Origin of the sequence: Frankia sp. Mgl5 (assembly GCF_023242985.1) — a bacterium.
In the GTDB taxonomy this organism is placed as follows: Bacteria; Actinomycetota; Actinomycetes; order Frankiales; family Frankiaceae; genus Parafrankia; species Parafrankia soli.
In genome coordinates, this window is record NZ_JALKFY010000832.1 from 1 (window position 1) to 22,032 (window position 22,032).

18 protein-coding genes and 3 pseudogenes are annotated in these 22,032 nt (G+C 69.3%); 10 read left to right on the forward strand and 11 right to left on the reverse strand.

All coding sequences use genetic code 11. The features are described 5' to 3' along the window. The 3 genes and pseudogenes from MXD62_RS35165 to MXD62_RS35175 form a co-directional block, all read left to right on the forward strand. The coding region (locus MXD62_RS35165; protein ID WP_248833651.1) for an IS3 family transposase at positions 1 to 497 on the forward strand (497 nt) is incomplete at its 5' end. A gap of 466 nt (positions 498 to 963) precedes the next feature. Then, positions 964 to 1,431, forward strand: a complete 468-nt coding sequence (locus tag MXD62_RS35170; RefSeq protein ID WP_248833652.1) for a hypothetical protein — start codon at positions 964 to 966, stop codon at positions 1,429 to 1,431. A 142-nt stretch (positions 1,432 to 1,573) separates the two neighbouring features. Continuing rightward, positions 1,574 to 2,400 (forward strand): annotated as a pseudogene (locus tag MXD62_RS35175) (integrase); the annotation flags it as partial. A 153-nt stretch (positions 2,401 to 2,553) separates the two neighbouring features. Here the strand turns inward: MXD62_RS35175 and MXD62_RS35180 are convergent. From MXD62_RS35180 to MXD62_RS35195, 4 genes are all read right to left on the reverse strand, one after another. After that, on the reverse strand, positions 2,554 to 3,108 hold the full coding sequence (locus MXD62_RS35180; RefSeq protein ID WP_248833668.1) for an STAS domain-containing protein: 555 nt from the start codon (positions 3,106 to 3,108) through the stop codon (positions 2,554 to 2,556). A gap of 353 nt (positions 3,109 to 3,461) precedes the next feature. After that, positions 3,462 to 4,229 (reverse strand): GAF and ANTAR domain-containing protein, encoded by a 768-nt coding sequence (locus tag MXD62_RS35185; protein WP_368862500.1) that lies wholly within the window; start codon positions 4,227 to 4,229, stop codon positions 3,462 to 3,464. Positions 4,230 to 4,280: 51 nt separating this feature from the next. Next, complete coding sequence (locus MXD62_RS35190; RefSeq protein ID WP_248833654.1) at positions 4,281 to 5,009, reverse strand: ANTAR domain-containing protein; 729 nt, start codon at positions 5,007 to 5,009, stop codon at positions 4,281 to 4,283. Beyond that, positions 5,002 to 5,175, reverse strand: a complete 174-nt coding sequence (locus tag MXD62_RS35195; RefSeq protein WP_248833655.1) for a hypothetical protein — start codon at positions 5,173 to 5,175, stop codon at positions 5,002 to 5,004. The genes MXD62_RS35190 and MXD62_RS35195 overlap by 8 nt, the downstream gene beginning before the upstream one ends. Positions 5,176 to 6,006: 831 nt before the next feature. Here MXD62_RS35195 and MXD62_RS35200 point away from each other — a divergent pair. From MXD62_RS35200 to MXD62_RS35220, 5 genes and pseudogenes are all read left to right on the forward strand, one after another. Beyond that, positions 6,007 to 6,165, forward strand: coding sequence for a hypothetical protein (locus tag MXD62_RS35200; RefSeq protein WP_248833656.1), 159 nt, complete (start codon positions 6,007 to 6,009; stop codon positions 6,163 to 6,165). A gap of 66 nt (positions 6,166 to 6,231) precedes the next feature. Further along, the gene (locus MXD62_RS35205) at positions 6,232 to 6,465 is read left to right on the forward strand and encodes a hypothetical protein (protein ID WP_248833657.1); all 234 of its coding nucleotides are present in this window, start codon (positions 6,232 to 6,234) and stop codon (positions 6,463 to 6,465) included. Between the two features lie 63 nt (positions 6,466 to 6,528). Further along, positions 6,529 to 6,702 carry a hypothetical protein gene (locus tag MXD62_RS35210; RefSeq protein ID WP_248833658.1) on the forward strand — a complete coding sequence of 58 codons (174 nt, stop codon included), beginning with the start codon at positions 6,529 to 6,531 and terminating at the stop codon, positions 6,700 to 6,702. Between the two features lie 272 nt (positions 6,703 to 6,974). After that, a complete protein-coding gene (locus tag MXD62_RS35215) occupies positions 6,975 to 7,847 on the forward strand; it encodes a hypothetical protein (protein ID WP_248833659.1) in 873 nt (290 codons plus the stop codon). 135 nt (positions 7,848 to 7,982) lie between these two features. Next, positions 7,983 to 8,475, forward strand: a pseudogene (locus MXD62_RS35220) (integrase core domain-containing protein). 188 nt (positions 8,476 to 8,663) lie between these two features. On the opposite strand, the gene MXD62_RS35225 reads toward MXD62_RS35220, so the two are convergent. From MXD62_RS35225 to MXD62_RS35250, 6 genes and pseudogenes are all read right to left on the reverse strand, one after another. Then, the gene (locus MXD62_RS35225) at positions 8,664 to 9,518 is read right to left on the reverse strand and encodes an SAM-dependent methyltransferase (protein WP_248833660.1); all 855 of its coding nucleotides are present in this window, start codon (positions 9,516 to 9,518) and stop codon (positions 8,664 to 8,666) included. Between the two features lie 162 nt (positions 9,519 to 9,680). Further along, the gene (locus MXD62_RS35230) at positions 9,681 to 10,097 is read right to left on the reverse strand and encodes a YceI family protein (protein WP_248833661.1); all 417 of its coding nucleotides are present in this window, start codon (positions 10,095 to 10,097) and stop codon (positions 9,681 to 9,683) included. Continuing rightward, positions 10,094 to 10,408 (reverse strand): hypothetical protein, encoded by a 315-nt coding sequence (locus MXD62_RS35235; RefSeq protein WP_248833662.1) that lies wholly within the window; start codon positions 10,406 to 10,408, stop codon positions 10,094 to 10,096. The genes MXD62_RS35230 and MXD62_RS35235 overlap by 4 nt, the downstream gene beginning before the upstream one ends. Positions 10,409 to 10,772: 364 nt before the next feature. Beyond that, positions 10,773 to 11,480: a carbonic anhydrase gene (locus MXD62_RS35240; protein WP_248833663.1), complete on the reverse strand. Its 708-nt coding sequence runs from the start codon at positions 11,478 to 11,480 to the stop codon at positions 10,773 to 10,775. A 1,403-nt stretch (positions 11,481 to 12,883) separates the two neighbouring features. Then, the gene (locus MXD62_RS35245) at positions 12,884 to 13,045 is read right to left on the reverse strand and encodes a hypothetical protein (RefSeq protein ID WP_248833664.1); all 162 of its coding nucleotides are present in this window, start codon (positions 13,043 to 13,045) and stop codon (positions 12,884 to 12,886) included. 169 nt (positions 13,046 to 13,214) lie between these two features. After that, positions 13,215 to 13,472 (reverse strand): annotated as a pseudogene (locus MXD62_RS35250) (transposase); the annotation flags it as partial. A gap of 426 nt (positions 13,473 to 13,898) precedes the next feature. Here MXD62_RS35250 and MXD62_RS35255 point away from each other — a divergent pair. Together MXD62_RS35255 and MXD62_RS35260 are read left to right on the forward strand one after the other, a co-directional pair. Beyond that, positions 13,899 to 19,649 (forward strand): type I polyketide synthase, encoded by a 5,751-nt coding sequence (locus tag MXD62_RS35255; RefSeq protein ID WP_368862501.1) that lies wholly within the window; start codon positions 13,899 to 13,901, stop codon positions 19,647 to 19,649. A gap of 225 nt (positions 19,650 to 19,874) precedes the next feature. Then, positions 19,875 to 21,410 (forward strand): carboxyl transferase domain-containing protein, encoded by a 1,536-nt coding sequence (locus tag MXD62_RS35260; RefSeq protein ID WP_248833666.1) that lies wholly within the window; start codon positions 19,875 to 19,877, stop codon positions 21,408 to 21,410. 198 nt (positions 21,411 to 21,608) lie between these two features. Here MXD62_RS35260 and MXD62_RS35265 read toward each other — a convergent pair. Then, positions 21,609 to 22,032: transposase (locus MXD62_RS35265; protein ID WP_248833667.1), on the reverse strand; the 424-nt coding region annotated here is incomplete at its 5' end.

Below are 22,032 nucleotides of genomic sequence, written 5' to 3' on the forward strand. Positions count from 1 at the left end.
ACCGGGTCTGGACCGCCGACGTCACGTACGTCCCGACCGGGCAGGGCTGGCTGTACCTCGCGGTCGTCCTCGACCTGCACTCCCGCAAGATCGTCGGATGGTCCATGTCCGACACGCAGAAAACCGCCCTCGTGGCCGACGCGCTCACCATGGCCCTCCAGCACCGACGTCCCGCCCCGGGCGTCATTCATCATTCCGACCAGGGCAGTCAATACGTTTCTCGTGAGTTCGCCCGGATCTGCACTCAACATGATGTTCGCCGGTCCGTCGGATCCGCCGGTGATTGTTACGATAACGCGGTCACCGAGTCGTTCTTCGCCACCCTTGAATGTGAACTCCTCGACCGCACCATCTTCACCACCCACGACCAGGCCCGCGCGGCGCTATTCGATTTCATCGAGGGCTTCTACAACCGCCAGCGCCGCCACTCCACCAATGGATACCTCAGCCCCCACGAGCACGAAAACCGCTACTACGAGTACCATCAAGCCGCGTAACTGTTCAAAGCCCTACCTGTGAACGAAACCGGGGCAGCTTCACGGTTGCCTCACCCCGCCCCGCCCGACCGGACGCAACACAGTGCGGGAATTTGACATCGTAACGCAATGTAACAAGCCAGCTCTCGCCCGTGGAACCGTTTACGCGGATTCCCTGGACACATTTTAGATACATCAAATACAGCTATCCGAATCTAATTTCCACGCAACCCAGATCAGCTCTCGTGCCATCCTGGGCAGTTCGAGTATAACCATGTTTCGGCGTTGGATATCAGCGGCTCTCGGAGGGTGCTGGGGTACGCTGCAGGAATCCCTCTCAACGTCCGGTTCCCCTCGCACTAGAAGTTGGTATCATATGGTTAAGGTCACGTCGCCAGCGGTGCCCACTTGGCCGCTCTACGGGCCTCGGTACCCAGAATGCGAGCCTGGCTGGGTCCTTAATTTTGGCGCGACCCTGGAACCTCTGGTGTGGCAGGTAGCGCTCTGCCATGGCGACTGGTCCGAAGGCCCGCGTGTCGCGGTTATTTCGCAGAGGCCCGACCTTGCCGGCGGCCGGACCGATCAATCCGAAGAGGATCCAGTCACGGACGGTACACTCGAAGCTTTCCTGGTCATTGCAAACAGCGTGAGTCAAGATGGTGTCAATCTGGCAGCTGACATGCAGGATCACCTGGCATATATTGCCAGCAAAGCCGAGCGGCGTTCCATTTCCGTTGACGGGGTACTCCGAAAATTCAGCGTCTCGACATTCCGCGGCGAACAGATTGCAGTGGGACGGATGCCGGGAAACGTTACGGTCTCCGTAACCGCTAGAGGAATTCCTATCGAAAGCATCGAACTCGCCGTTGTCGACCTGGCCGACTACGGAATCGATTCAGCCGGACCGATGTCGTTCCACCTCGACCGGGATCGAACGCCAGCTCTATATGCCTAGAACGAGAACATCGATCCCAGCAATTCATTTCGCCGGGACTAAGCCGGCGCAGGAGCCCTCACGAGGGTCGGGTAGCCCGGGGGGATCTCACCCCCAGGCCTGCGGGGCTCCAGAACCCTGATTTGGGCGGTGACCTGTGTGTTTGCCTGCGGGGCGGGGCCCGTGTCGGGCAGGCTGGATGGTCATGGTGTGGTCCCTGCTCTACGCCCTGACGCGCAACGCTCTCGGGCTGATGCTGCTCCGGATGCGTGGGGACACCGCGAAGGAGGCGGAGCTTCTTGTCCTGCGACATCAGGTGGCGGTGCTGCGACAGGTCCATCGCCCGACGCTGGAACCGGCGGATCGGGTGATCCTCGCAGCCCTGTCCCGGCTGCTGCCCCGGGCTCGGTGGGGTTCGTTCTTCGTCGCCCCGGCCACCGTGCTGTGCTGGCACCACGACCTCCTCGCACGACAATGGACCTACCCGCGCAAGACCCCTGAGCGGCCGCCGGTCCGCCGGGAGATCCGCGAGCTGGTTCTGCGCCTCGCGCGGGAGAATCCGACCTGGGGCCACCGCAGGATCCAGGGCGAACTGATCGGGCTGGGCTACCCGGTCGGGGTCGCCACCGTCTGGCGGATCCTGCACCGCGCCGCGTCGACCCCGCACCTCGGCGGGCTGACGCCTCCTGGCGGACGTTCCTGCGCGCCCAGGCGTCCGGCATGCTGGCCTGCGATTTCTTCACGGTGGACACCGTGTTCTTGCAACGGATCTACGTGTTTTTCGTCGTCGAGCATGCCACTCGCCGTGTCCACGTCGTCGGGGTCACGAAGCATCCGACCGCGGCGTGGGTCACCCAGCAGGCACGGAACCTACTGATGGATCTCGACGAGTGTGGCCACCGGTTCCGGTTCCTCATCCGTGACAGCGACACGAAATTCACGGCTTCCTTCGACGCTCTCTTCACCGGGGCCGGCATCGACGTGGTACGCGCAGTGTCGCATAATCCGAGGTCGGGGCATTTTCGGTGTGGGTTCTGCCAGCGAGTGTCGCGCCGTGCCGGAGCGTCCGCGCACCCAATGCGCGCCCACATGTGGCCGGGTCAAGGTCGGCGGCGGTGTGACACAAAGATCATACCTACTTTACTACCATAGAACGCCTTGATAGCACTGTGTAGTCGATCGCGGGCCAAGGAAGAACTGGCTCATCCCGTCCGGCGATCGACCCAGAGGACAGCCGATGGCCGAGCGGGGGCTGGTGGTGTCGCTGATTGCTACCGGGTGAAGTCGCCGTCCACGACCTGGGCGAGTCGTCAAGGTAATCGGTGTCGGCGTGGTGTGTACATCCAGCCGTTCGACCAAGCGGGTCAGAGTGAACAGGCGGTAGACGTGGGGCCCGGCGCCGACAACGGTGATCGGGATGCCGGCCCGGTCCGCCTGGTTCGCAGCGCTGACCAGGATTCCCAGGCCGTGGGCGTCGAGGAACGACACGCCGTCGAGGTCGATCACCAGGATCGGTGGGTGCCGGTCAAGGCCGGCGATCAGCGCCGCGCGGAGCGCGGCGCCGGTGGCGATGTCGATCTCACCGTAGATACGCACGACGGTGCTGTCGGGCGTGGCGCAGGTGGCGGTGCGAAAGTCAGTGGCACAGCCGTCGGGGTGCTCCCGCACCGGATCGGACAGGTCGAGGAACTTTTCCATCGCGGTCACCAGGCCTTCGGCCGAACGAGTTGCTGCCGTGAGGTGCAAGCAGTCGACGGGAGCGCATGGCGTCCGGACACTTCGGCTGGCTACTCAGACCCAGGCCGTGACTATAACGCGATCCATCCCACCGTCTGCGGTTTTTCTCATCGCGCGGCTGGTTCCACGGCGCCGGGACCCCACCGTCGAACCGGTCCGGCTCGACCGGTCGAAAAGGGAATCGTCTGACCCGTTGTCGTGACGCTCGGCTCGTCCCGGCCGGGAAATACCGCCGGCTGGCGACGGCTGGTGACGGCTGGCGTGTGGTCCCGGTGGCTTCGCTCCTCGGCGACCTGAACCCGCCCGCGGTCCGGCTATCTTCCCGAGCCTGGGACGGGTGGCGGCGGCTGGCGTCGGGCTTGGGGGGTCAGCACGGCGGTGCTGTCGTAGGTTCCGTCGACGATGCCGCGGGCCAGGTCGGTGAGACGGGTGTTGGTGTTGCGGGCGTGGCGGCGGAGCAGGTTGAACGCCTGGGCCATGTCGAGGGTGCCGCGTTCGGAGAGGACTCCTTTGGCCTGTTCGATCAGGACCCGGCTGGTCAGCGCGTGTTGGAGCTGTTCGGCGAGCATCTCGGAGTGGCGGATCGCGCGTTCCTGCAGGATCGCGATCGTGGCGACGTCCGCGAGCGCCTGGCCGACGCGCGCGTCGGCGTCGTCGAGGAGGCCAGGGCGGGTACCGAACAGGTTCAACGTGCCGATCACCTCGTCGCGGAGCCGCATCGGCAGCGCATGAACCGAGTGGTAGCCCGCGGCCAGCGTCTCCGCGGCGAAGATCGGCCACCGGTCCGCGGCCAGGTCGATGTCGGAGACGGTGACCGCGATACCGCTGTGGTAGCAGTCCAAGCAGGGTCCCTGGTCGTGTTGGAGCTGGAACAGCTCGAGCAGCCGGCTGGTCTCCGAGGAGGCCGCCACGACCTGCAGGCTGCCGCGCTGGTCGGCCAACAGCAGTCCGGCGGCAGCCACATCGAGCAGCGTCACGCAGTGGTCGGCCAACCGGTGTAGCAGGTCCGCGACGTCATAGTTGGCGACAAGGCTGTCGGCAAGGGCGACGAACGCCTCACTCAACTGCTGTTCCTTACCCACCGTTACCCTCCGCAGGCCCTCGAACGACCCTGACACAGGTCCCGTTCTCCGTCATCGGAGCAGGTCACCGTCGAGTCGCAGGCGGCGGGCGACGATGTCGCGAGCGACCTCGTCGGCAGTCCGCCCAGCGGCGTAGGCATGCGCACGCAGCCGGGCAAGGGCCTCCTGCGCACTGACCCCGAGCTGGGCGATCACCATCCCGGTCGCCTGGTGGATCTCGGCCCGATACATTCCGGAGGCGTCCGAGCCCGGTCCGGACAGTAGATCGACCGGGCCGTGCGAGTCGCCCGCCACCGTGTCGATGAGCGCCAGGGTCACAACATCCACGACAATCAAGGTGTCCGCCAGCCCATCGCCGTCCAAGGCGCCCGCCCGCGCGCACACGAGGTCAAGGACGCCCAGCCGGATCGCGCCGATCTGCAACGGGAACGCGAAGATCGCCTGGAAACCGGCCGTCAGGACCGCGGGAGTGAACATCGGCCAGCGGTGCCCCGCCGGTCCAGTCACATCCCCGACAAGCACCGGATGCCCACACCGGACGGCATCCCAGCCAGGTCCCTCCCCGAGAGTGAACTGGAAATCATCGAGGTGGGCGGCGGCCGGGCCGCTCGCGCCGTACCAGCCCCGGACGGCCGCGTCGGTCGTCACCGAGATCGCCGCCCCATCCACCGGCAAGGCCGACACCACGCCGACACACAACCGCTCCAGCACCGAGGCGTCCCTGGACCGGTCCGCCAGCAGGGCACGCAGCTCAAGACGGAGCCGGCCGGGGTCACTCACGCGCTCCCTGGCCGCCGCGCAGACCCGGTGCGGCACCGGCAACATCCCTGGCCGTGATCAGCCGCTTCTCCGGGATGGGGTGACGCAACGGCACCTCGGCACGGCGCAGGTACCGCAGCACCCTCCGGTAGGAACCAAGCGCGCCGCCCAACAGGGCGAGGTTCACCGCGATCCGAACGGACTACCAACGCGGACGGTCATCCAGCAGCGATTCGCACATGACAGGACGGCCCCATTCGGCATACTCGCTGTCACGGACCCCGCCGCTGTTCTCCTCGCCCCCGCAAGGCTCGGAACTTCCGTAGGAAAGCCGGTCACGACGTCCGTGGTCATGGTGATCCCTCTCAGCCAACCAATGCATCAGCGAGAGGGAACCCGGACAGGCGTACGGACCAGACCAGGACGAGAACACAGCCACGCTGACGTGACACCCCTCAGGCTACGCCGTCGCCCCGCGACCTCCTCCAGCCCGCACCCGCCAGGTGGACACGTCCGGCGGGCTGGCCGCCGTACCCCCGGCCGTTGACCGCCGATGGCCGCTGGCCGCCCGGCTGGGTGAGCCGGGCGGCCGTACGGGCGGCCTGGCGGATAAAGGGCGGATCGGCCGGTGCGCTCGCAGTGCCCTGGGTAGGAGTCGGATCAGCGCGGCGAGTACCGCCCGGTCCGCCCAGTCCCACCGGGGCTTGGGGTGGATGCGACGCAGTGCCTCGACCTCGTGCCCTCGCACCACGCCTGGTCGCGGGCCCAAGCCGACTTCTGGCACCCACCAGTGCGGCAGACCGCCTCCGCGACCCCGCCGACATCGAATGGTGCATCTCCCCGGCACCGTCCGGGCGATGCGGAAGGGGACGATTCCGGGGCTGGATGAGTTCACCGTCTATCGGCTGTACGCGGCCGACGGCACCTGTGTCGTACGTCGGAATGACTCGCAACGTTCATGCAACGCATGGCCCAGCTCGCCAGACACCGACCGTGGCGGCGGGAAAAGATCAAGATCGTGACGGACGTCCATCCGATACCCGCGAAAGCCGAGGCCTGGGAGAACGTTGCGATCTACACCGGCGCACCTCCACCCGACGTCCAACGGCCGCACTTCGACGGCCATGCCCCTCCTGAGATCCTCGCGCGGGTCCGCGAGCAGCCGAACGCGCACTGAGCGCTGGCTCGACAACCACCCCAGCCGAGACACCCGCACCGGCCGCGTAGGCAAGGAGACCCAGCCATGACCACACCCACAGCGCCCTACTCCCGCACCCTCGACCCCGCGGAGATCTATGAGGCCCTACTCCCGGACGGACACTGGCACGTACTACGCGGACCCCGGTTCGAAAACGTCGAAATCGGCGAGCAGGTCGTCGCGTGCCTGCGAGCACTCCTCGAGAACAAGACCGGAGAGATGCTCGTCCCGATCGACCAGATCCGCGGGTGGATGGTCCAGAGGCCCGACCCGCGATGACCGACCTTCGGGCGGCTGAGACCCAGACCGCGCGGCGCGCCAACACCGAGGAGATACCCGACCATGGCTGACAACCGGTGGGGCTACCGCCCCCGCGACAGCGCTGTGGTGGTCCTATGCAACTCCGAACAGGCCGCACGCAAGCACGCCGTGGACGGCGCGACAGCAGTCGTCCACCGAGACGGGCAATGGGTCGGCCTCCCCACCGACCCGCGTGAGACACCCGACCGTGGCTGACCAGCGCGCGGCCAGCATCACCGGACTCGCCGCGACGGCCGCCTCCTCGACGATCGGCGCGCTGGTCGAGGAGCACGTGGAGGAGACACCACACCGAGGCGCCTCATCGCCATCTGCGGAACCGCCGGCTCCGAACATCCACAGGCAGCGGCCGCCGGAGTCGAACACCGCTGGGAGCTACACCGCGAACGAGCCCGCACCGTGCCACCGATCCATCCCCAGCCGACGCGGCGGATCATCCGCGTGCACCGCGACATCGCCAAGGGACTGTTGTGACCGACCTGCCGCCTGACTTCCGGATCGTGATCACCAACGCCACCTGCGACCACGCCACCACGTACGTCATCCAGGCCGAGGGCGAACCCACCCGCACCATGGACGCGGTCACCCAGCAGGCATGGGCCGAGCACCGGCGCAGGCTCGTAGAACAGCACATCCGCAGCGCCGCCCGTGAACCCGAGCACGACAAGCCCGAGAGCTGGCCGGCCGAGATCATGGCCGACTACCAACGGCACATCGCCCTACGAAACGCAGCCGACCCGATCCCCGCCTACCTCCGCCTGTTTCCCGAAGACCAAGACGCGGTCGAACATGCGCTCACCACAGGCGACCTCGCCGGCCTACGGAACCTCGCACACCCCGTTTGGCAGGACAGCGCCTACACCTATGAACTGCGGGCAGACGCCCACCCCGCCCCACACGACCTCGCCATCTACGCCAACCCGAGCCGTCACTTCGTGCGCCCCAGCCGATCGGCCGCCCTGCGCCACCGGCGGACCGACTGCCGGTTCCGCTGGGAGTTCGCGGGCACGCTCGTCCAATACCCCAACGGCATCGAACGCACCGGCGCCAACCCCATCGACCCACCATTCACCGTCGGCGGCCGCGACTTCGTCGCCGAGATGGAAGACGACAGCTACTACGCCGTCCGCGCCACCCTCAACGGGCAGGTCATCGCCCAGGGCAAACTCCATGCGCAAGTCGGAGACGCCGGCTACTCCGAACTCACCCCCGAAGACTCCGACGTCCTCAACGTGGGCAACGTCAACCTGATCTTCGCGCTGATGGCGCTCGACGATGGCGAGCAAGACGTTCAGGTCACGCTCATCATCGAACAAACCGATCCGGCTGGCGGCCAGCCCTGACACCCTACGACGGCACGGCTGTCGGCAGGATGGTCATCTACGTCCGCGCGACTGCTCTACCTGATCTTCCTTCGGGTGTGCGGCTGGCTGGTCCTACTCTGCAGGTCGGCGACGCCCAAAGATATCGAGTTGCTCATGCTGCGACACGAGGTCGCTGTCCTGCGCCGCACCCAGCCCGAGCCCCGAATGCACTGGGCGGACCGGACGGTATTCGCCGCGCTGATCAGGCTCCTGCCCAGGGCACTGCGAGCGCACCGGCGGTCCTCGGCCACGTCCGGGGACGTGGTGCACGGAGAGTGACTTCGCGTGATCCTGATTCAGGTTATGCGGGGCCGGCATCGACGTGGTACGCACACCACCGAAAGCCCCGACGGCGAACGCGATCACGGAACGCTGGGTCGGCACCGCCCGCCGTGAATGCACCGTCAGGCTGCTGATCGTCTCCGAACGGCACCTGACGTCAGTCCTCACCAGCTACGCCGAGCATTTCAACACCCACCGGCCTCACCGCTCCCTCGGCCAGCGCCCACCCGACTTGCCGCCTGCAGTCGCCCCGACCTCGGGTTCCACCGTCCGTCGCACACGCATCCTCGGCGGGTTGATCAACGAGTACCGTAACGCCGCCTGACCACTTCCACAGAAGATCACGTCAACCGCAAAAGACCAGCTCACAGGCCGAAACCCGGATTCTGGAGCCCCACAGGCGGCGAGGCGGGGGAAGGCTGACTGACTGCGAGCTCTCGCGAACAGAGCCACGACGGCCTGTCTCGACCAGCCCGCTATCCGCACGCACGCAGGTCCGGTCGGTTACCCCTGTCAGGCCTTGCGTCCCATCCCCGCGCCGATGATTTTAGCGGCGAAGGTGAGGGGGTCCGGCACGTCGTCGCCGGGGTCGGGCCGCCACAACGGGTTGTACACAACACCCGGCTCCAGCAGCTCCAAACCGTCGAAATACGCCCTGATCTCCTCGAAGGAGCGGAAGCGGCCCGTGCCGAGGTCTCCAAGCATGACCTTCTCAATCTCCGCGGTCTCGGCCCCGCCGTCGACGAAGTGGGTGAGGAAGACGTAGCTGCCCGAGGGCAGGGCGTCGACGTACCGCCGGACCAGGCCACCCGGGTTTTCGTCATCGTTGAGGTGGTGAACGATCGCCACCAGCAAAAGCCCGACCGGCCGGTCGAAATCGATCAGAGCCAGAAGATCCGGATTGGCGAGCACGGAATCCGGCTCCCGCATGTCGGCAGTGATGACCGTGGTCCGGTCGTTCTCCGCCAGCAGCGCCCGCCCGTGCGCCAGGACGATCGGATCGTTGTCGACGTAGACCACCGTGGACTCCGGGGCGATCGCCTGCGCCACCTGATGGGTGTTCTGCACCGTCGGCAGCCCGGACCCGAGGTCGACGAACTGCCGGATACCCGCGTTCGCCATGGAGCGCACGCCCCGGCCGAGCACCGCCCGGTTGTAGAGCGGCACCTGCGCCCCGTTCGGGGTGAGCGCCATCAGCGTGTCGGCGATGGCCCGGTCCGCCGGGAAGTTGTCCTTGCCTCCGAGCAGGGCATCGTAGACGCGGGCGACACTCGGCTTGGTGATGTCGATGTCGGCGGGCGTCACCCGTCCGAGGGCATCAACGACGAGCGGCGCCGAGGGCGGGCGGTGCGGATTCTGATCGGACACGGCATCCCAAACGGCGAGTAGGCACAGGGGAACCTTTCCCTCGAACTCTATCCAGCCAGACACGGTCTGACCCACACAGATCAGCTGGCCTCACCGAGATCTCCAGGCCGCACGTCCTCGCCGCCCAGGCGGCGAGGACGGCGGGGCGTGCGGCTGGGAAAACTATTCGGTCGGTTCGCCGCGCGCGAACCGCAGGGAGACTTCCATGATCCCGTTGTCCTCGGTGGAGATTCCCGGGATGCTGGGGTTCGGGATGTTGTAGTCGGCGAAGGTCACCGGGATCTGGCCGACGACCTGGATCTGGTCGCCGGAGCGGCGGGCCTGCAGATCCATCGTGACGGGGCGTGGGGTGCCGTGCATCGTCAGCGTCCCGGTGGCCTGGTACGTGCGGGTCTCCTCGCCGGTCGGCACGGAGCCCAGATCGATCGGTTCGGTGAGCGTGAACCGGGATGTCGGATAGGTCTCGACATCCATGATCCGACCGCGGAACTGGTTGTCGCGGCGGTCCTCGTCGCTGGCCATCGAGGCCATCTGCACCTCGAACTGAGCCTCGGTGACGTCGGTGTCCGCGATGGTCATCGACCCGGAGACGTCCGAGGTGCGGCCCGCGGCGGTCGTGCTCTCTGGCCGAAGAGGACCTCCTCGACCCGGTAACCGGCCTCGGACCCCTCGGTGACCCGCCACACCCCCTCGACTGACTCGTCGGCGGAGCCGGAGGTCGAGGTGGCGGGTGCTGGATCGTCGAGCGTGAACTCCTCCGGCGCATCTTCCTTGATCACGTTGATGTAGAACGCGGTGCCGCCCACGACCAGGACCACCGCGGCCACGACGGCGCCGACCAGGAACAGCGGCCAGCGCCGCTTTCTGCGAGGTGTGGTGCTGCCTGCCACCGGGTACCCACCTTCTTGAAGGTTCAATCATCGTTGGACGGTACGCAGCGGCACCCCCGGCGCGGGCGACCGCGGCCAGCGGCACGTCGCCGTCGACAGACGGTGACGGTGTATAGGCCCGGAACTCGGGTCCGTGTCACCAGGGGCCAACGGGCGCGGTACCACAACTCCAGACCCCTGTCGACGAAGAAGAAGATGCTGGGTCTACAGGCCCGCAAGGCCTGCGACACGGTGGCCTACATCCGCGAAACCGCTGGTCAGGCGCGCCCGTACTGTGACCGGCACGCGCGTCGGAACCTACGTGGCAGGGGGTGACACGGATCCGAGTCCGGGCCGTATCCGTGCGGCCCGGCCGTCCCCGGATTCAGGGGATGATGGTGACGGTGGCGGTGTCGAGGTCGTAGCGGGCGCCGACCACGGTGAGCGTGCCGGCTTCTACCCTTGTCCGCACGATCTCGCTGGCTGTGCGCAGTGTCTGTATCTGGGCCCGGACGTTGGCGATGACTGCCGCGTCCACCTTGTCCTCGCTGAGCGTGTCCAACACCGGGGTGACGATCGGCCGCAGAGCCTCGATGATCATCGGGATGTGGCCGGGTGGGTGGGTGTCGTGCTCGATCGCGTCGATCGTCGCGGTGATCGCTCCGCAGCGTTCGTGGCCGAGGATCATCAGCACCGGCGGGCTGAATTCCTCGACGGCGAACTCGATGCTGCCCAGCAGCAGCGGATCGACGATGTTCCCCGCCACTCTGTTGTCGAAAATGTCTCCGACGCCCTGGTCGAAGAGGATCTCCGGTGATACCCGCGAGTCGGCGCAGCCCAGAACGATCGCTGAGGGACGCTGCCCCTGGGCCAGTACGCGGACGTCGCTGGGGCGCTGCCGTGGATGCTCGGCCCGGCCGGCGGTGAACCGGCGGTTACCTGCCAGCAGCCGCTGGAGGACAGCCGTAGGCGTGTCGGCGGGCAGGCTGGCCGCCCCGGCCGCGGCCGGGGCTGCGGCTGCGGCTGCGGCTGCGGCTGCGGCGAATGCCGGAGACAGGGCGGGGACGGCAACAAGCCCCCCACCCGCGGCCACGAGGGCTCTTCTCGAGATCGGACGCACTAGTCGCTCTCCCTCAGAGGCCCGCAACAGTGGTACATGTTGTGATAAATCAGCACATCCCGGAAGGCTAGCCAGTCAGAGCCGGAGAGTCGCGCAGTCGCTGCGTACCGCATCAGAACGCTCGATACGGGGGCAACCGGGAGCCGCCATCGCGATCATTCGCCGGATACTCGTCCCCGAGCAGCCACTCCCGTCCGGTGACCACCCTCTCCTCGATGTGATCGCGTCGGCGGTCCGCCCTGGGGCCATCGCCGCACGGGTCCCGTGGTTTCAGCTGACCGTGTCACTCGGCGCGGGAGGACTTACCCGAACGGAGGATCGCGGCGGGCGTCGCCCCGGTCAGGATGGGCTGGTGCCGAGGGTGTGCCGCTGGTGCGCGGAGGAGACAAGCCGGAGAGCCGGGCTACTCCTCGCCAGCCACAGGAACGGTGACGAACGTCCAGCGGACCTGGTTCTCTGCTCCGTTCCGAACCCCCGGTCTTCGCGGGGAGGGGACCCAGATGTCGGCGGGGATTGGTAGGGCCGGCCTGCACCGGGCAGGCCGGCCCTACCCCGGCCTTGGCGTAGCGCCCCCGGTGAGCCACGGCCATAGGTCGGGTTGTCCGGGACGGTTCCAAAGGCGCCTGCGGGGTCGGGGCACACGTCGGTGGAACCGTCAGAACGGGTACCGGTCGGGGGCCGCATCCGAGGCGAGACGAGCACGAACCGCCCGGGTGCGATCTTTGAAAGCCTTGCGTGGCAGGCGAATCGGCGCATGGCATTGAGATCAACACCCCACTCCGGCCATTTCGTGACGGTCTCCCACCCCTCCAAGGTAAGGAAGTGTGCCCTCACTCTGGAAGAGGCGGTCGAGAGCACGCCCTGCTGATCAGCCGAGGCGGCGTCGACGGGTGATTCCTCGGCGGTGTCGGTACCGAGGCCCCTCATATAGGCAGCGACCGGTGGCCTGATGGGGCACAGAGCCTGTGGGCCACCTGGATGGGGGGCGCCAAGGCCGAGATCGGCGAGCAACGGTAGCGGTCACTGGCGTGCACCGAGAGGGCGCGGTCGTCACGCCAACGACCACTACCGCCGCCAGGTACCAAGATCGACTCGACGGGAGGGCGGCGGGACCGTGCGGGGGTCCGCCGGGCAGGCATGGTCCCACGCGCGGCGAGGGCGGGGCGTGGTGGTGGTGCACGAAGTAGACCCCGGGGTGGATCCGCGCCGCGGTGAGCGCGTCTTCGATGATGTCGCGCGGCATCTTGCGGAGCCGGTCGGTGGAGATGTACTGGCTGCGGGTGTTGTAGTCGGTGGTGATCGCCCCGATCAGGTCGATGATCAGGGTGCGTTCGTCGGGCCGAGCCGGTCGACGGTCTCCTGCTCGGCGGTGAGGATCATCGTCCCGGACCCCTCGGGAGATTGGGGTCGGTCGCGCGGACGAACTCGGCGCTCGCGACCCGCACCTCGTAGGACAGCGCTTCGTCGGCGTGGTCGGCGAGCTCGCGCACGAGGTGGCGCACTATGCGGGTCTCGTCCCGGGCGACGTTGCGCATCATCAGGGTCACGGTCTGGCCCTGGCTGGCGTGGTTACGGCCACGGTCAGGACCGAGAGCGTAGCGGGCCTTCGCCGCCGAGGGGTGGCTACGGCGGTTCCGTAGGGGACGGCCAGGGCTACCGGCGGGTCACGCCAGGTCGGAGTAGCGGCACGAGTCAGACGGCGCGCCATCACATCCAGGGGTGGTGGGCGGCGAGGTGCAGGACGGTGGTGCGGGCGTGGCGGGCGAGCCGGCCCGCGAGCGAGAACAGCCGGTGGCGTAGCCGTTTCGGTTCCCAGCGCCGCGCGGGCTGCCCGGCGAGGGCGAGCGTCTGGGTCCAGATGGTCAGATCGAGTGCGAGTGCGAGTGCGAGTGCGACGAGGGCGTACCAGAGCTGGTTCTGGGTGAAGTCGTGCAGCGGCAGGTTGGTCAGGCCCGTCGGCCGCGCGCGAAGTACTCCGCCGACAGGCATGGATCGACGGTGATTCCGGGCCGCTGAACGAGTTTTTCCGACGCTCCCGAAATCGCGTCTGCCAAGGCCCCGACGGTAAATTCTCGTGACCAAAACGACCAAAATTAACCCACCGCAGCGGGGTCTGGTACGACTGTCAAGTGATGCCCTTGCAAATAGGAAGAAGGTGGTATCGCACGTTGCACCGGAATCGAGGGAGCGTAACAGTAAGAAAAAATTGTCTCGGGCGGTTTCTCAGCGCTGAGCCTATGGCCGGCGACCTGTCGTTTCTCCCTCCAGGAGAGGTGGATGCACGCTACTCCCAGAACCGGTGAATTTCCCGCCGAACGTGCCAGGGGTTCCGTGGGTGGGTTGCGTGACCGTCTCGCTGGCCAACCGGATTCCGATCAGGTTCGAGCGCTGTTGGACCTGATAGCGGAACTCGTCGGCGCCCTGACGGATCGAGAGCCCGCGGGCATAGTCGCGGATCCGATCGCGCCCTGGCGCCGCCTCGGGATCTATCGGCAGGTGGCCCGGCAGTTGCAGTCCGAGCTGGAGACCGCGACCGGCCTGCGGCTGCCGGCGACGCTCTTCTTCGATCTCCCGTCACCGGACGCGCTGGCCGGCTATCTGCGCTCGCGTCTCCTCGGCGGCGCGGAGAACCCACAGGTCACGGCGGTCGCGCCCGCGGGAAGGCCCCGGGAGGACGATCCGGTTGCCATCGTCGGCATGGCCTGCCGACTACCAGGTGGCGCGGATTCCCCGGAGGCACTGTGGGAGCTGGTCCGTGACGGCCGGGATGCCGTCGTCGGCCTTCCCACCGACCGGGGGTGGGACGTTGACGCGCTTTATCATCCGGATCGCGAGCATCCTGGCACCATTTACACCCGCGAGGGTGGCTTCCTGCCTGACATCGGCATGTTCGACCCGGGCTTCTTCGGTATAGGCCCGCGCGAGGCGAACGCCATGGATCCCCAGCAGCGGCTGATGCTGGAGATCTCCTGGGAGGCGTTGGAACGCGCCGGCGTGGATCCCGGATCCCTGCGCGGCACCCGGACCGGCGTGTTCACCGGGGTTTCGCTGCAGGACTACGGTCCGCCCTGGCACCGTGCTCCGGCCAAGGCCCAGGGTCAGCTGCTCACCGGCAACGCCCTCGGCGTGATCGCCGGAAGGGTCTCCTACACGTTCGGTCTCCAGGGGCCATCCCTGTGCGTGGACACCCAGTGCTCCAGTTCCATGGTGGCCATCCACCTCGCGGGCCAGGCGCTGTTGTCGGGTGAGTGCGACCTGGCGCTGGCCGGCGGCGTCACGGTCATGACGACACCGGGCATGCTCCTGGAATTCAGTCGGAAGCAGGGTCTCGCTCCCGACGGGCGGTGCAAGGCATTCTCCGCGGACGCCGACGGCACCGGGTGGGCGGACGGCGCCGGGGTTCTCCTGCTGGAACGGCTCTCCGACGCCCGGCGCCACGGCCACCCGGTGCTCGCGCTGATCCGCGGCACGGCCGTCAACCAGGACGGCGCCAGCAACGGCCTGGCCGCACCCAACGGCCTCTCCCAGCAGCGACTGATCCACCAGACCCTGGCGAACGCCGGTCTGGCGCCCGGCGACGTGGACGTCCTCGAGGCACACGGGACCGGCACCGCGCTCGGCGACCCGATCGAGGCCCAGGCCGTCATCGCCACCTACGGCCGGCACCGCCCGCCCGGCCGGCCGCTCCACCTCGGGTCACTGAAGTCGAACATCGGGCACACGCAGGCGGCCAGCGGCGTGGCCGGCGTCATCAAGATGGTCCAGGCCATCCGGCACGGAGTGCTGCCGCGCACCCTCCACGTGCGGGAGCCCTCGCCCCACGTGGACTGGGTTGACGGAGGCGTCGCGCTGCTCACCGAGGAGCGTGGCTGGGAACGCGACGGCGTCGCGCCGCGCCGCGCGGCGGTATCCGCGTTCGGTGTGAGCGGCACCAACGCCCACATCGTGCTGGAAGAGGCCCCAGCGGTGGCCGACCCGGTGCCGATGGCCCCGGTGCCTATCGTCCTGTCGGGCCGGACCGAGGCGGCGCTGCGGGCCCAGGCGGCACGGCTCGGCGAACGCCTGGCCCGGGACCCGGACCTCGATCCGGTTGACATCGCCTTCACCCTCGCCCGGCGCACCCGGTTCGAGTCGCGGGCAGTCGCCGTCGTCCCGGCCGGACCCGTCGGGCGCGCACGCCTGGCCGGCGCCCTCGCCGCGCTCGCCGAGAACCGCCCCGCGGCGGGGCTCGTCGCGGGCGTCGCCCGGCCGGCGATCGCCCACGGCCGGACCGCCGTCCTGTTCACCGGGCAGGGCAGCCAGCACCCGGGGATGGGCCGTGACCTCTACCAGGCCTACCCGGTGTTCGCGCGGGCGCTGGACGAGATCTGCGGCCGGTTCGCGTCGCTGCTCGAGCGTCCGCTGCGCGAGGTCATGTTCGCTTCCGCCGGCTCGCCGGACGCGGCGCTGCTCGACCAGACCGCCTACACCCAGTGCGCGCTGTTCGCGTTCGAGACCGCGCTGTTCCGCCTCGCGGAGTCCTGGGGATTCGTTCCCGACACCCTCGCCGGGCACTCCATCGGCGAACTGACGGCCGCCCACGTCGCCGGCGTCTGGTCGCTCGACGACGCGTGCCGGCTGGTCGCCGCCCGCGGCCGGCTGATGCAGGAGTGCCGACCGGGTGGCGCGATGGCCGCCATCGGCGCGAGCGAGGCGGAGGTCCGGGCGTCGATCGCCGACCTCGTCGGCAAGGTCGAGATCGCCACGGTCAACAGCCCGTCCGCCACGGTCGTCGCCGGCGATGCCGAGCTCGTCGAGCGGGTGGCCGCTGAGTGGTCGGCCCGGGGGCGGCGCACGAAACGGCTGGCCGTCAGCCATGCTTTTCACTCCCCGCACATGGAGGACATGCTCACGGCGTTCCGGACGGCGGCCGGGCAGGTCACCTACCACGCCCCGGCCATACCGGTCATGTCCAACCTCACCGGTGAACCGGCCACCGCGGCGGAACTGACGTCCGCCGAGTACTGGGTGCGGCACGTGCGTGAGCCGGTCCGCTTCCTCGACGGGGTTCGCCGGCTGCACCGGGACGGCGTGACGGCGTTCGTCGAACTCGGTCCCGACGCGGTCCTGACCGCGCTCGTGCCGGCCTGCCTGCCGGCGAACGCCGCAGGCGGCGACGCGGAGACGGTGCAGGTCGCGGCCTGCCGGACCGGACGTCCCGAGCCCGAGACGCTGCTCGCCGCCCTGGCCGAGCTGGACGCCGCGGGCATCCCCGTCGCCTGGCAGGCGCTGCCGCCCGTACGCGGCGGAAAACACCTGGACCTGCCGACCTACGCCTTCCAGCGCACGCACCACTGGATGGACGGGACGCCCGTCACAACCGCCACCGCGACGGGCCGGGGAGCCGCCGAGCGGGCAACGGATCCGGAACACTGGCGCTACCACGTGCGGTGGGAGCCGTTCTCCGATGAGCAGGCCACGGCGACCGTCGCCGACCACGTCGCCAACGGCGCGCCGATGACCGGCCTGTGGCTGCTGGTGACCCCGCCAGCCGGAATCGACGACGACACGCTGTCCCGGCTGTCCTGGGTCGTCGAACGCCTCGGCGGAACACCGGTCCAGGTCCCCCTCTCCGGGACGGACGCGGAACGCGGTCTTGTCGCCGCGGCCCTGTCGAAGCACATCTCTGGCCGCGAGAACGACATCGGCGGTGTCCTCTCGCTGCTCGCGTTCGACAGCCGGTTCAACCCCGTGCACCCGGAACTGACCAACGGACTCGCGCTGACCTGCGCACTCGTGCAGGCACTCGACGACCTCGGCCAGTACGCGCCGTACTGGTGCGCCACGCGCGGCGCCGTCAGCACCGGCCCCGCCGATCCGGTCAGCGCTCCCGCCCAGGCGATGCTCTGGGGGCTGGGCCGGACGCTGGCCCTCGAACGACCCCGTGGCTGGGGCGGTCTCGTCGACCTTCCGGCCGATCTCGACGACGAGACGCTGGCCCTGTTCGGCGCCGCGCTGACCGGCCCCGGCGGCGAGGACCAGCTGGCCCTGCGGGACGGCGCGCTGTTCATCGCCCGGCTCGCCCCCGCAGGCCCCCGCCCCGGTCCCGGCGCCGGCACGGGAGCGGGCGTCGGCTCCGCCGGCGGGGTGGGGACGTCCGCGTGGCGCCCGAACGGAACCGTACTGATCACCGGCGGTACCGGAGCCCTCGGCGCGCAGGTCGCCCGCCGGCTCGCCCACAACGGGACATCCCGACTCGTCCTGGCGAGCCGACGCGGCCCGGCCGCTCCCGGGGCCGCGGAACTGGTCGCCGAGCTCTCCGCGCTGGGCACCGAGGCGTCCGTCGTGGCGTGCGACCTAGCCAACCGCGAACAGGTCATCGCTCTGCTCGACGAGGCGGCCGGCGGCGGCGAACCGCTGACCGCGGTCGTCCACGCCGCCGGCGTCATCGGCCGGACCGCGCCGCTGCGCGAACTCACCCTCGGCGAGTTCGCGCAGGTGGTGACAGGCAAGGCCACCGGCGCGGCGCTACTCGACACACTGACCCGCCCGGACGGCGCACGGCCCATCCCGCTGGAAGCCTTCGTGCTGATCTCGTCGATCTCGGCGACGTGGGGCAGCGGCGGCCAGCCGGCCTACTCCGCCGGCAACGCCTACCTGGACGCCCTCGCCTCTCACCGGGCCGGCCACGGTCTGCCCGCCACCTCCGTCGCATTCGGCCCCTGGGCCGAGGCCGGTCTCGGCGCCGAGCCAGGCCTGCGCGACTACCTCCGCGAACGCGGTCTCGCGCCGCTGCCGGTGGAGCCGGCCGTCACCGTCCTCACCGAGGCGGTCGCCGGTGGCGAGGCGGCGACCACCGTCGTCGACGTCGACTGGGGACGCTTCCTGCCACCGTTCACCGCGCTCCGTCCCAGCCGCTTCTTCGACGACCTGCTCACCCGGGCCGAGCACGGTGCCGGACCGGCAGTGACCGCCGGCTCCGCTCCGGACGGGCCAGCTGACGGCAGGCGGGTGGACCTCGCCGGCCTGACCGACGAGGAACGTGTCAGCGCGCTGGCCCGACTGGTTCGCGAGGAGGCCGCGGTCATCCTGGAGCACGAGTCCCCCGACGACGTGGACCCGCGGCGCCGGTTCCTCGACCTCGGCTTCGACTCGCTGGCCTCCGTTCAGCTCAGCCGCCGGCTCGCCGCCGCCACCGGGCTGGCACTGACACCGCCGGTCGTCTTCGAACACCCGACCGTGACCGAACTGGCCGAGTACCTCGCGCCCCTCGTCGGTGCCGGGCGGCCGGCCGCGCCGACCACCCACGCCGCGCCAGCCGGGGTCCGCGACCTGTACCGGCAGGCGTGCTCGGACGGCAAGTTCGTCGAGGGCGTCGAGATCCTGCAGGCCGTCGCCAAGCTGCGGCCCGTCTTCCACGACACGGCCGACTTCGGCCCGGTGCCGCCACCGGTCCGACTCTCCGCCGGCCCGGCCCCCTGCACGCTCGTCTGCGTGCCCTCAATGGTCGCCCCGTCCGGACCGCACAGCTTCGCCCGGCTCGCCCTCCACCTACACGGCCAACGAGACGTCTACGGACTGTCCCTCCCCGGATTCGGGGAAGGTGAACAGCTACCCGCCTCGTCCGACCTCGTCGTCGAGATACTGACGGACCTGGTCGCGGCCCATTTCATCGGCGTACCCATCGCCATCGCCGGATACTCGTCCGGCGGCTGGCTCGCGCACGCGGTCGCCGCCGGTCTGGAGGAACGCGGCATCCACCCAAAGGCGGTCCTGCTACTCGACACCTGGCTCCCCGGCGACCGGATTCCCGCCGAGGAGATCCAGGAGGAACTGCGCGGGATCGCCGTGAACGACCAGGCGTTCGCGCTCATGACCGAGGCACAAGTCACCGCCCAGGGCGCCTACCTGACCCTGTTCGAGAAATGGAAGCCGAACCCGGTCGACGCACCGATCGTGCTCGTCCGGGCCGAGGAACGCATGCCCCAGCTCTCCCCCGACGACCAGTCCACGATCGAGGAACACGGCTGGACGACCGACTGGGAGATCGACCATCTCACGCTGGACGTCAGCGGCAACCACCAGACGATGATGAACGAGCACGCCGTCTCCACCGCGCGAAATCTCCACCACTGGCTCAGCAACCTCGACCAGTCGCCCTGACCGATCAGGTATTCCAGGGCTCTCAGGCCTTTTCTCAGCCCCTCTCGGGCAGGCAACCGGCGAAGGGGCCGAAACACACGCAGCCCGTCACCCGAAAAGGGCGATGGCCTGCCCGGGGGACGGCACCTGCCGTCCCCCGGGCCGTGGCCGCGCCGCGCGAGTCCCGCACCCGTCCATGAGCCGGACACCAGACCGGGGAGACCTCATGACCAGAAAGCCGCTCCGATGACCGAGTTGACCACCCGCACCCGCATCACCGTGGCCGAACAGCCCAGGCCACCGCGCGACCCACGGGAACGGCTGGCCCGCCTACTCGACCCGGGAACGCTCACCGTCATCCCGCACTCGCCGCCCTGCCGGGTCGCGGTCTCCCACGGCCGGGTCGACGGCACCGACGTCATCGCCTACTGCACCGACGCCACCTCGATGGGCGGCGCGATCGGCGCCGCGGGCGCGCGGCGGATCGCCGACGCCATCGACCGGGCGGTCGCCGAACGCATCCCGGTGATCGGGCTGTGGCACTCCGGCGGGGCGAGCCTGGGCGACGGTGTGGAAGCCCTAGACGGCATCGGCCAGATGTTCGCCGCCATGATCGCCGCGTCCGGACGGGTGCCCCAGGTGTCGGTCGTACTCGGCCCGGCGGCCGGGGGCGCGGCGTACGGACCGGCCCTCACCGACGTCATCGTCATGGCGCCCGAGGGAAAGGTGTTCGTCACCGGGCCCGACGTCGTCCGCCAGGTCACCGGCGAGCAGATCGACATGGACGGCCTCGGCGGAGCCGACGCACACGGCCGGCGCTCCGGCGTCGTGCACGTCGCCGCCCGGTCGGAAGCCGACGCATACCTGCGGGCGCGGCGGGTGACCACGCTGCTGGCGGCACCGGGGACCTTCGACCTCGCCGCCACCCACGACGGACGCGATCCCGGCTCCCTGCTGCCGGACAACCCACGGCGCGCCTACGACATCCGCCCGGTAGTACGCTCCGTCCTCGACGGCCCGGACGGCCCGGACAGCCCGGACAGCCCGGACAGCCCGGCTGGTTCGGGCACCGGGACAAACCCGGACGGCGGGAGCGGCGCGGCGCACCAGACCGGCCTCGCCGACGACGACTACGTGGAACTCCAGCCGCGCTGGGCACCGAACGTCGTCGTCGCGCTCGGCCGGCTCTCCGGGCATTCGGTCGGCGTCATCGCCAACAACCCGCTACGCAAGGGCGGCTGCCTGGACTCGCTCGCCGCGGAGAAGGCCGCGCGGTTCGTCCGGATGTGCGACTCCTTCGGGCTTCCCCTGGTGGTCCTCGTCGACGTCCCCGGTTACCTCCCGGGCGTCGGTCAGGAGTGGGAGGGCGTCGTGCGGCGCGGCGCGAAGCTCCTCTACGCGTTCGCCGAGGCCGTGGTGCCACGGGTGAGCGTCGTCCTGCGTAAGTCCTACGGCGGCGCCTACATCGCGATGAACTCCCGTTCGCTGGGCGCCACGACCGTCCTCGCCTGGCCCCAGGCGGAGGTCGCCGTCATGGGTGCCGAGGCCGCCGTGGGCATCCTGCACCGGCGCGCCCTGGCAGCGGCCGCCCCCGACAAGCTCGCCGCGCTGCGGACCACGCTCGTCAACGAGCACACCCGTACCGCCGGCGGCCTGTCACGAGCGATCTCCCTCGGAGTGATCGACCGGGTGATCGAACCGGCGAACACCCGCAGGGAGCTGACGCTCGCGCTGGCCACAGCGCCCAGCGACCGCGGCACTCACGGCAACATCCCACTGTGAGCGGGCACCAGAGCGGCGGCAGCGGCGGGTGAGAACGCCCGCGGGACGCGGACAGGAGCGCGGCCGCCGGCCCCACCAACGGTAGCCCCTGATGAGTGGGCATTCAGTGACATCGCGCACGGGCCGCCGTAAGGATCGTTCGTCGGTGACCGGCACCACACCCTGGGAACGATGATGGACGACGCCTTACAGGTCATTTCAGAATGATCCTCTGAGTTTCCGTAGGTAGATGATCGAGCAGGCCAGGCTGAGGAACGCCTGGTGGATGTCGACGCGGCGTTCCCAGCGGGTGCGCAGCCGACGGAACTGGTGCAGCCAGGCGATCGTGCGCTCTACAGGCCAACGCTGTGTCCCGAGGCCGGAGCAGTGAGGCTTCCCACGGCGGGCGATGATCGGGGTGATCCCGCGGGCGGCGAGCATCCGCCGATACTTCACATGGTCGTAGGCCCGGTCCGCGAGCAGGTAGCGGGGCCGGCGGCGGGGGGGGGGCCCCCCCCCCCCCCCCCCCGGGGGGGGGGGCCGCCCCCCCCCCCCCGGCGCCGAACGCCGCCGGCACCAGCGCGGATGCCAGCAGGCAGCGCGCGGCCCGCCGCGGCCACCGGGCATCGATCCACCGGCGGGG

Coding starts and splice junctions, on each gene's coding strand:
- MXD62_RS35180 (WP_248833668.1), bottom strand. CDS start 3,108: ATGGAAAAGTTCCTCGACCTGTCCGATCCGGTGCGGGAGCACCCCGAC.
- MXD62_RS35205 (WP_248833657.1), top strand. CDS start 6,232: ATGACCACACCCACAGCGCCCTACTCCCGCACCCTCGACCCCGCGGAG.
- MXD62_RS35210 (WP_248833658.1), top strand. CDS start 6,529: ATGGCTGACAACCGGTGGGGCTACCGCCCCCGCGACAGCGCTGTGGTG.
- MXD62_RS35230 (WP_248833661.1), bottom strand. CDS start 10,097: ATGACCATCGCGGACACCGACGTCACCGAGGCTCAGTTCGAGGTGCAG.
- MXD62_RS35245 (WP_248833664.1), bottom strand. CDS start 13,045: ATGATGCGCAACGTCGCCCGGGACGAGACCCGCATAGTGCGCCACCTC.
- MXD62_RS35260 (WP_248833666.1), top strand. CDS start 19,875: ATGACCGAGTTGACCACCCGCACCCGCATCACCGTGGCCGAACAGCCC.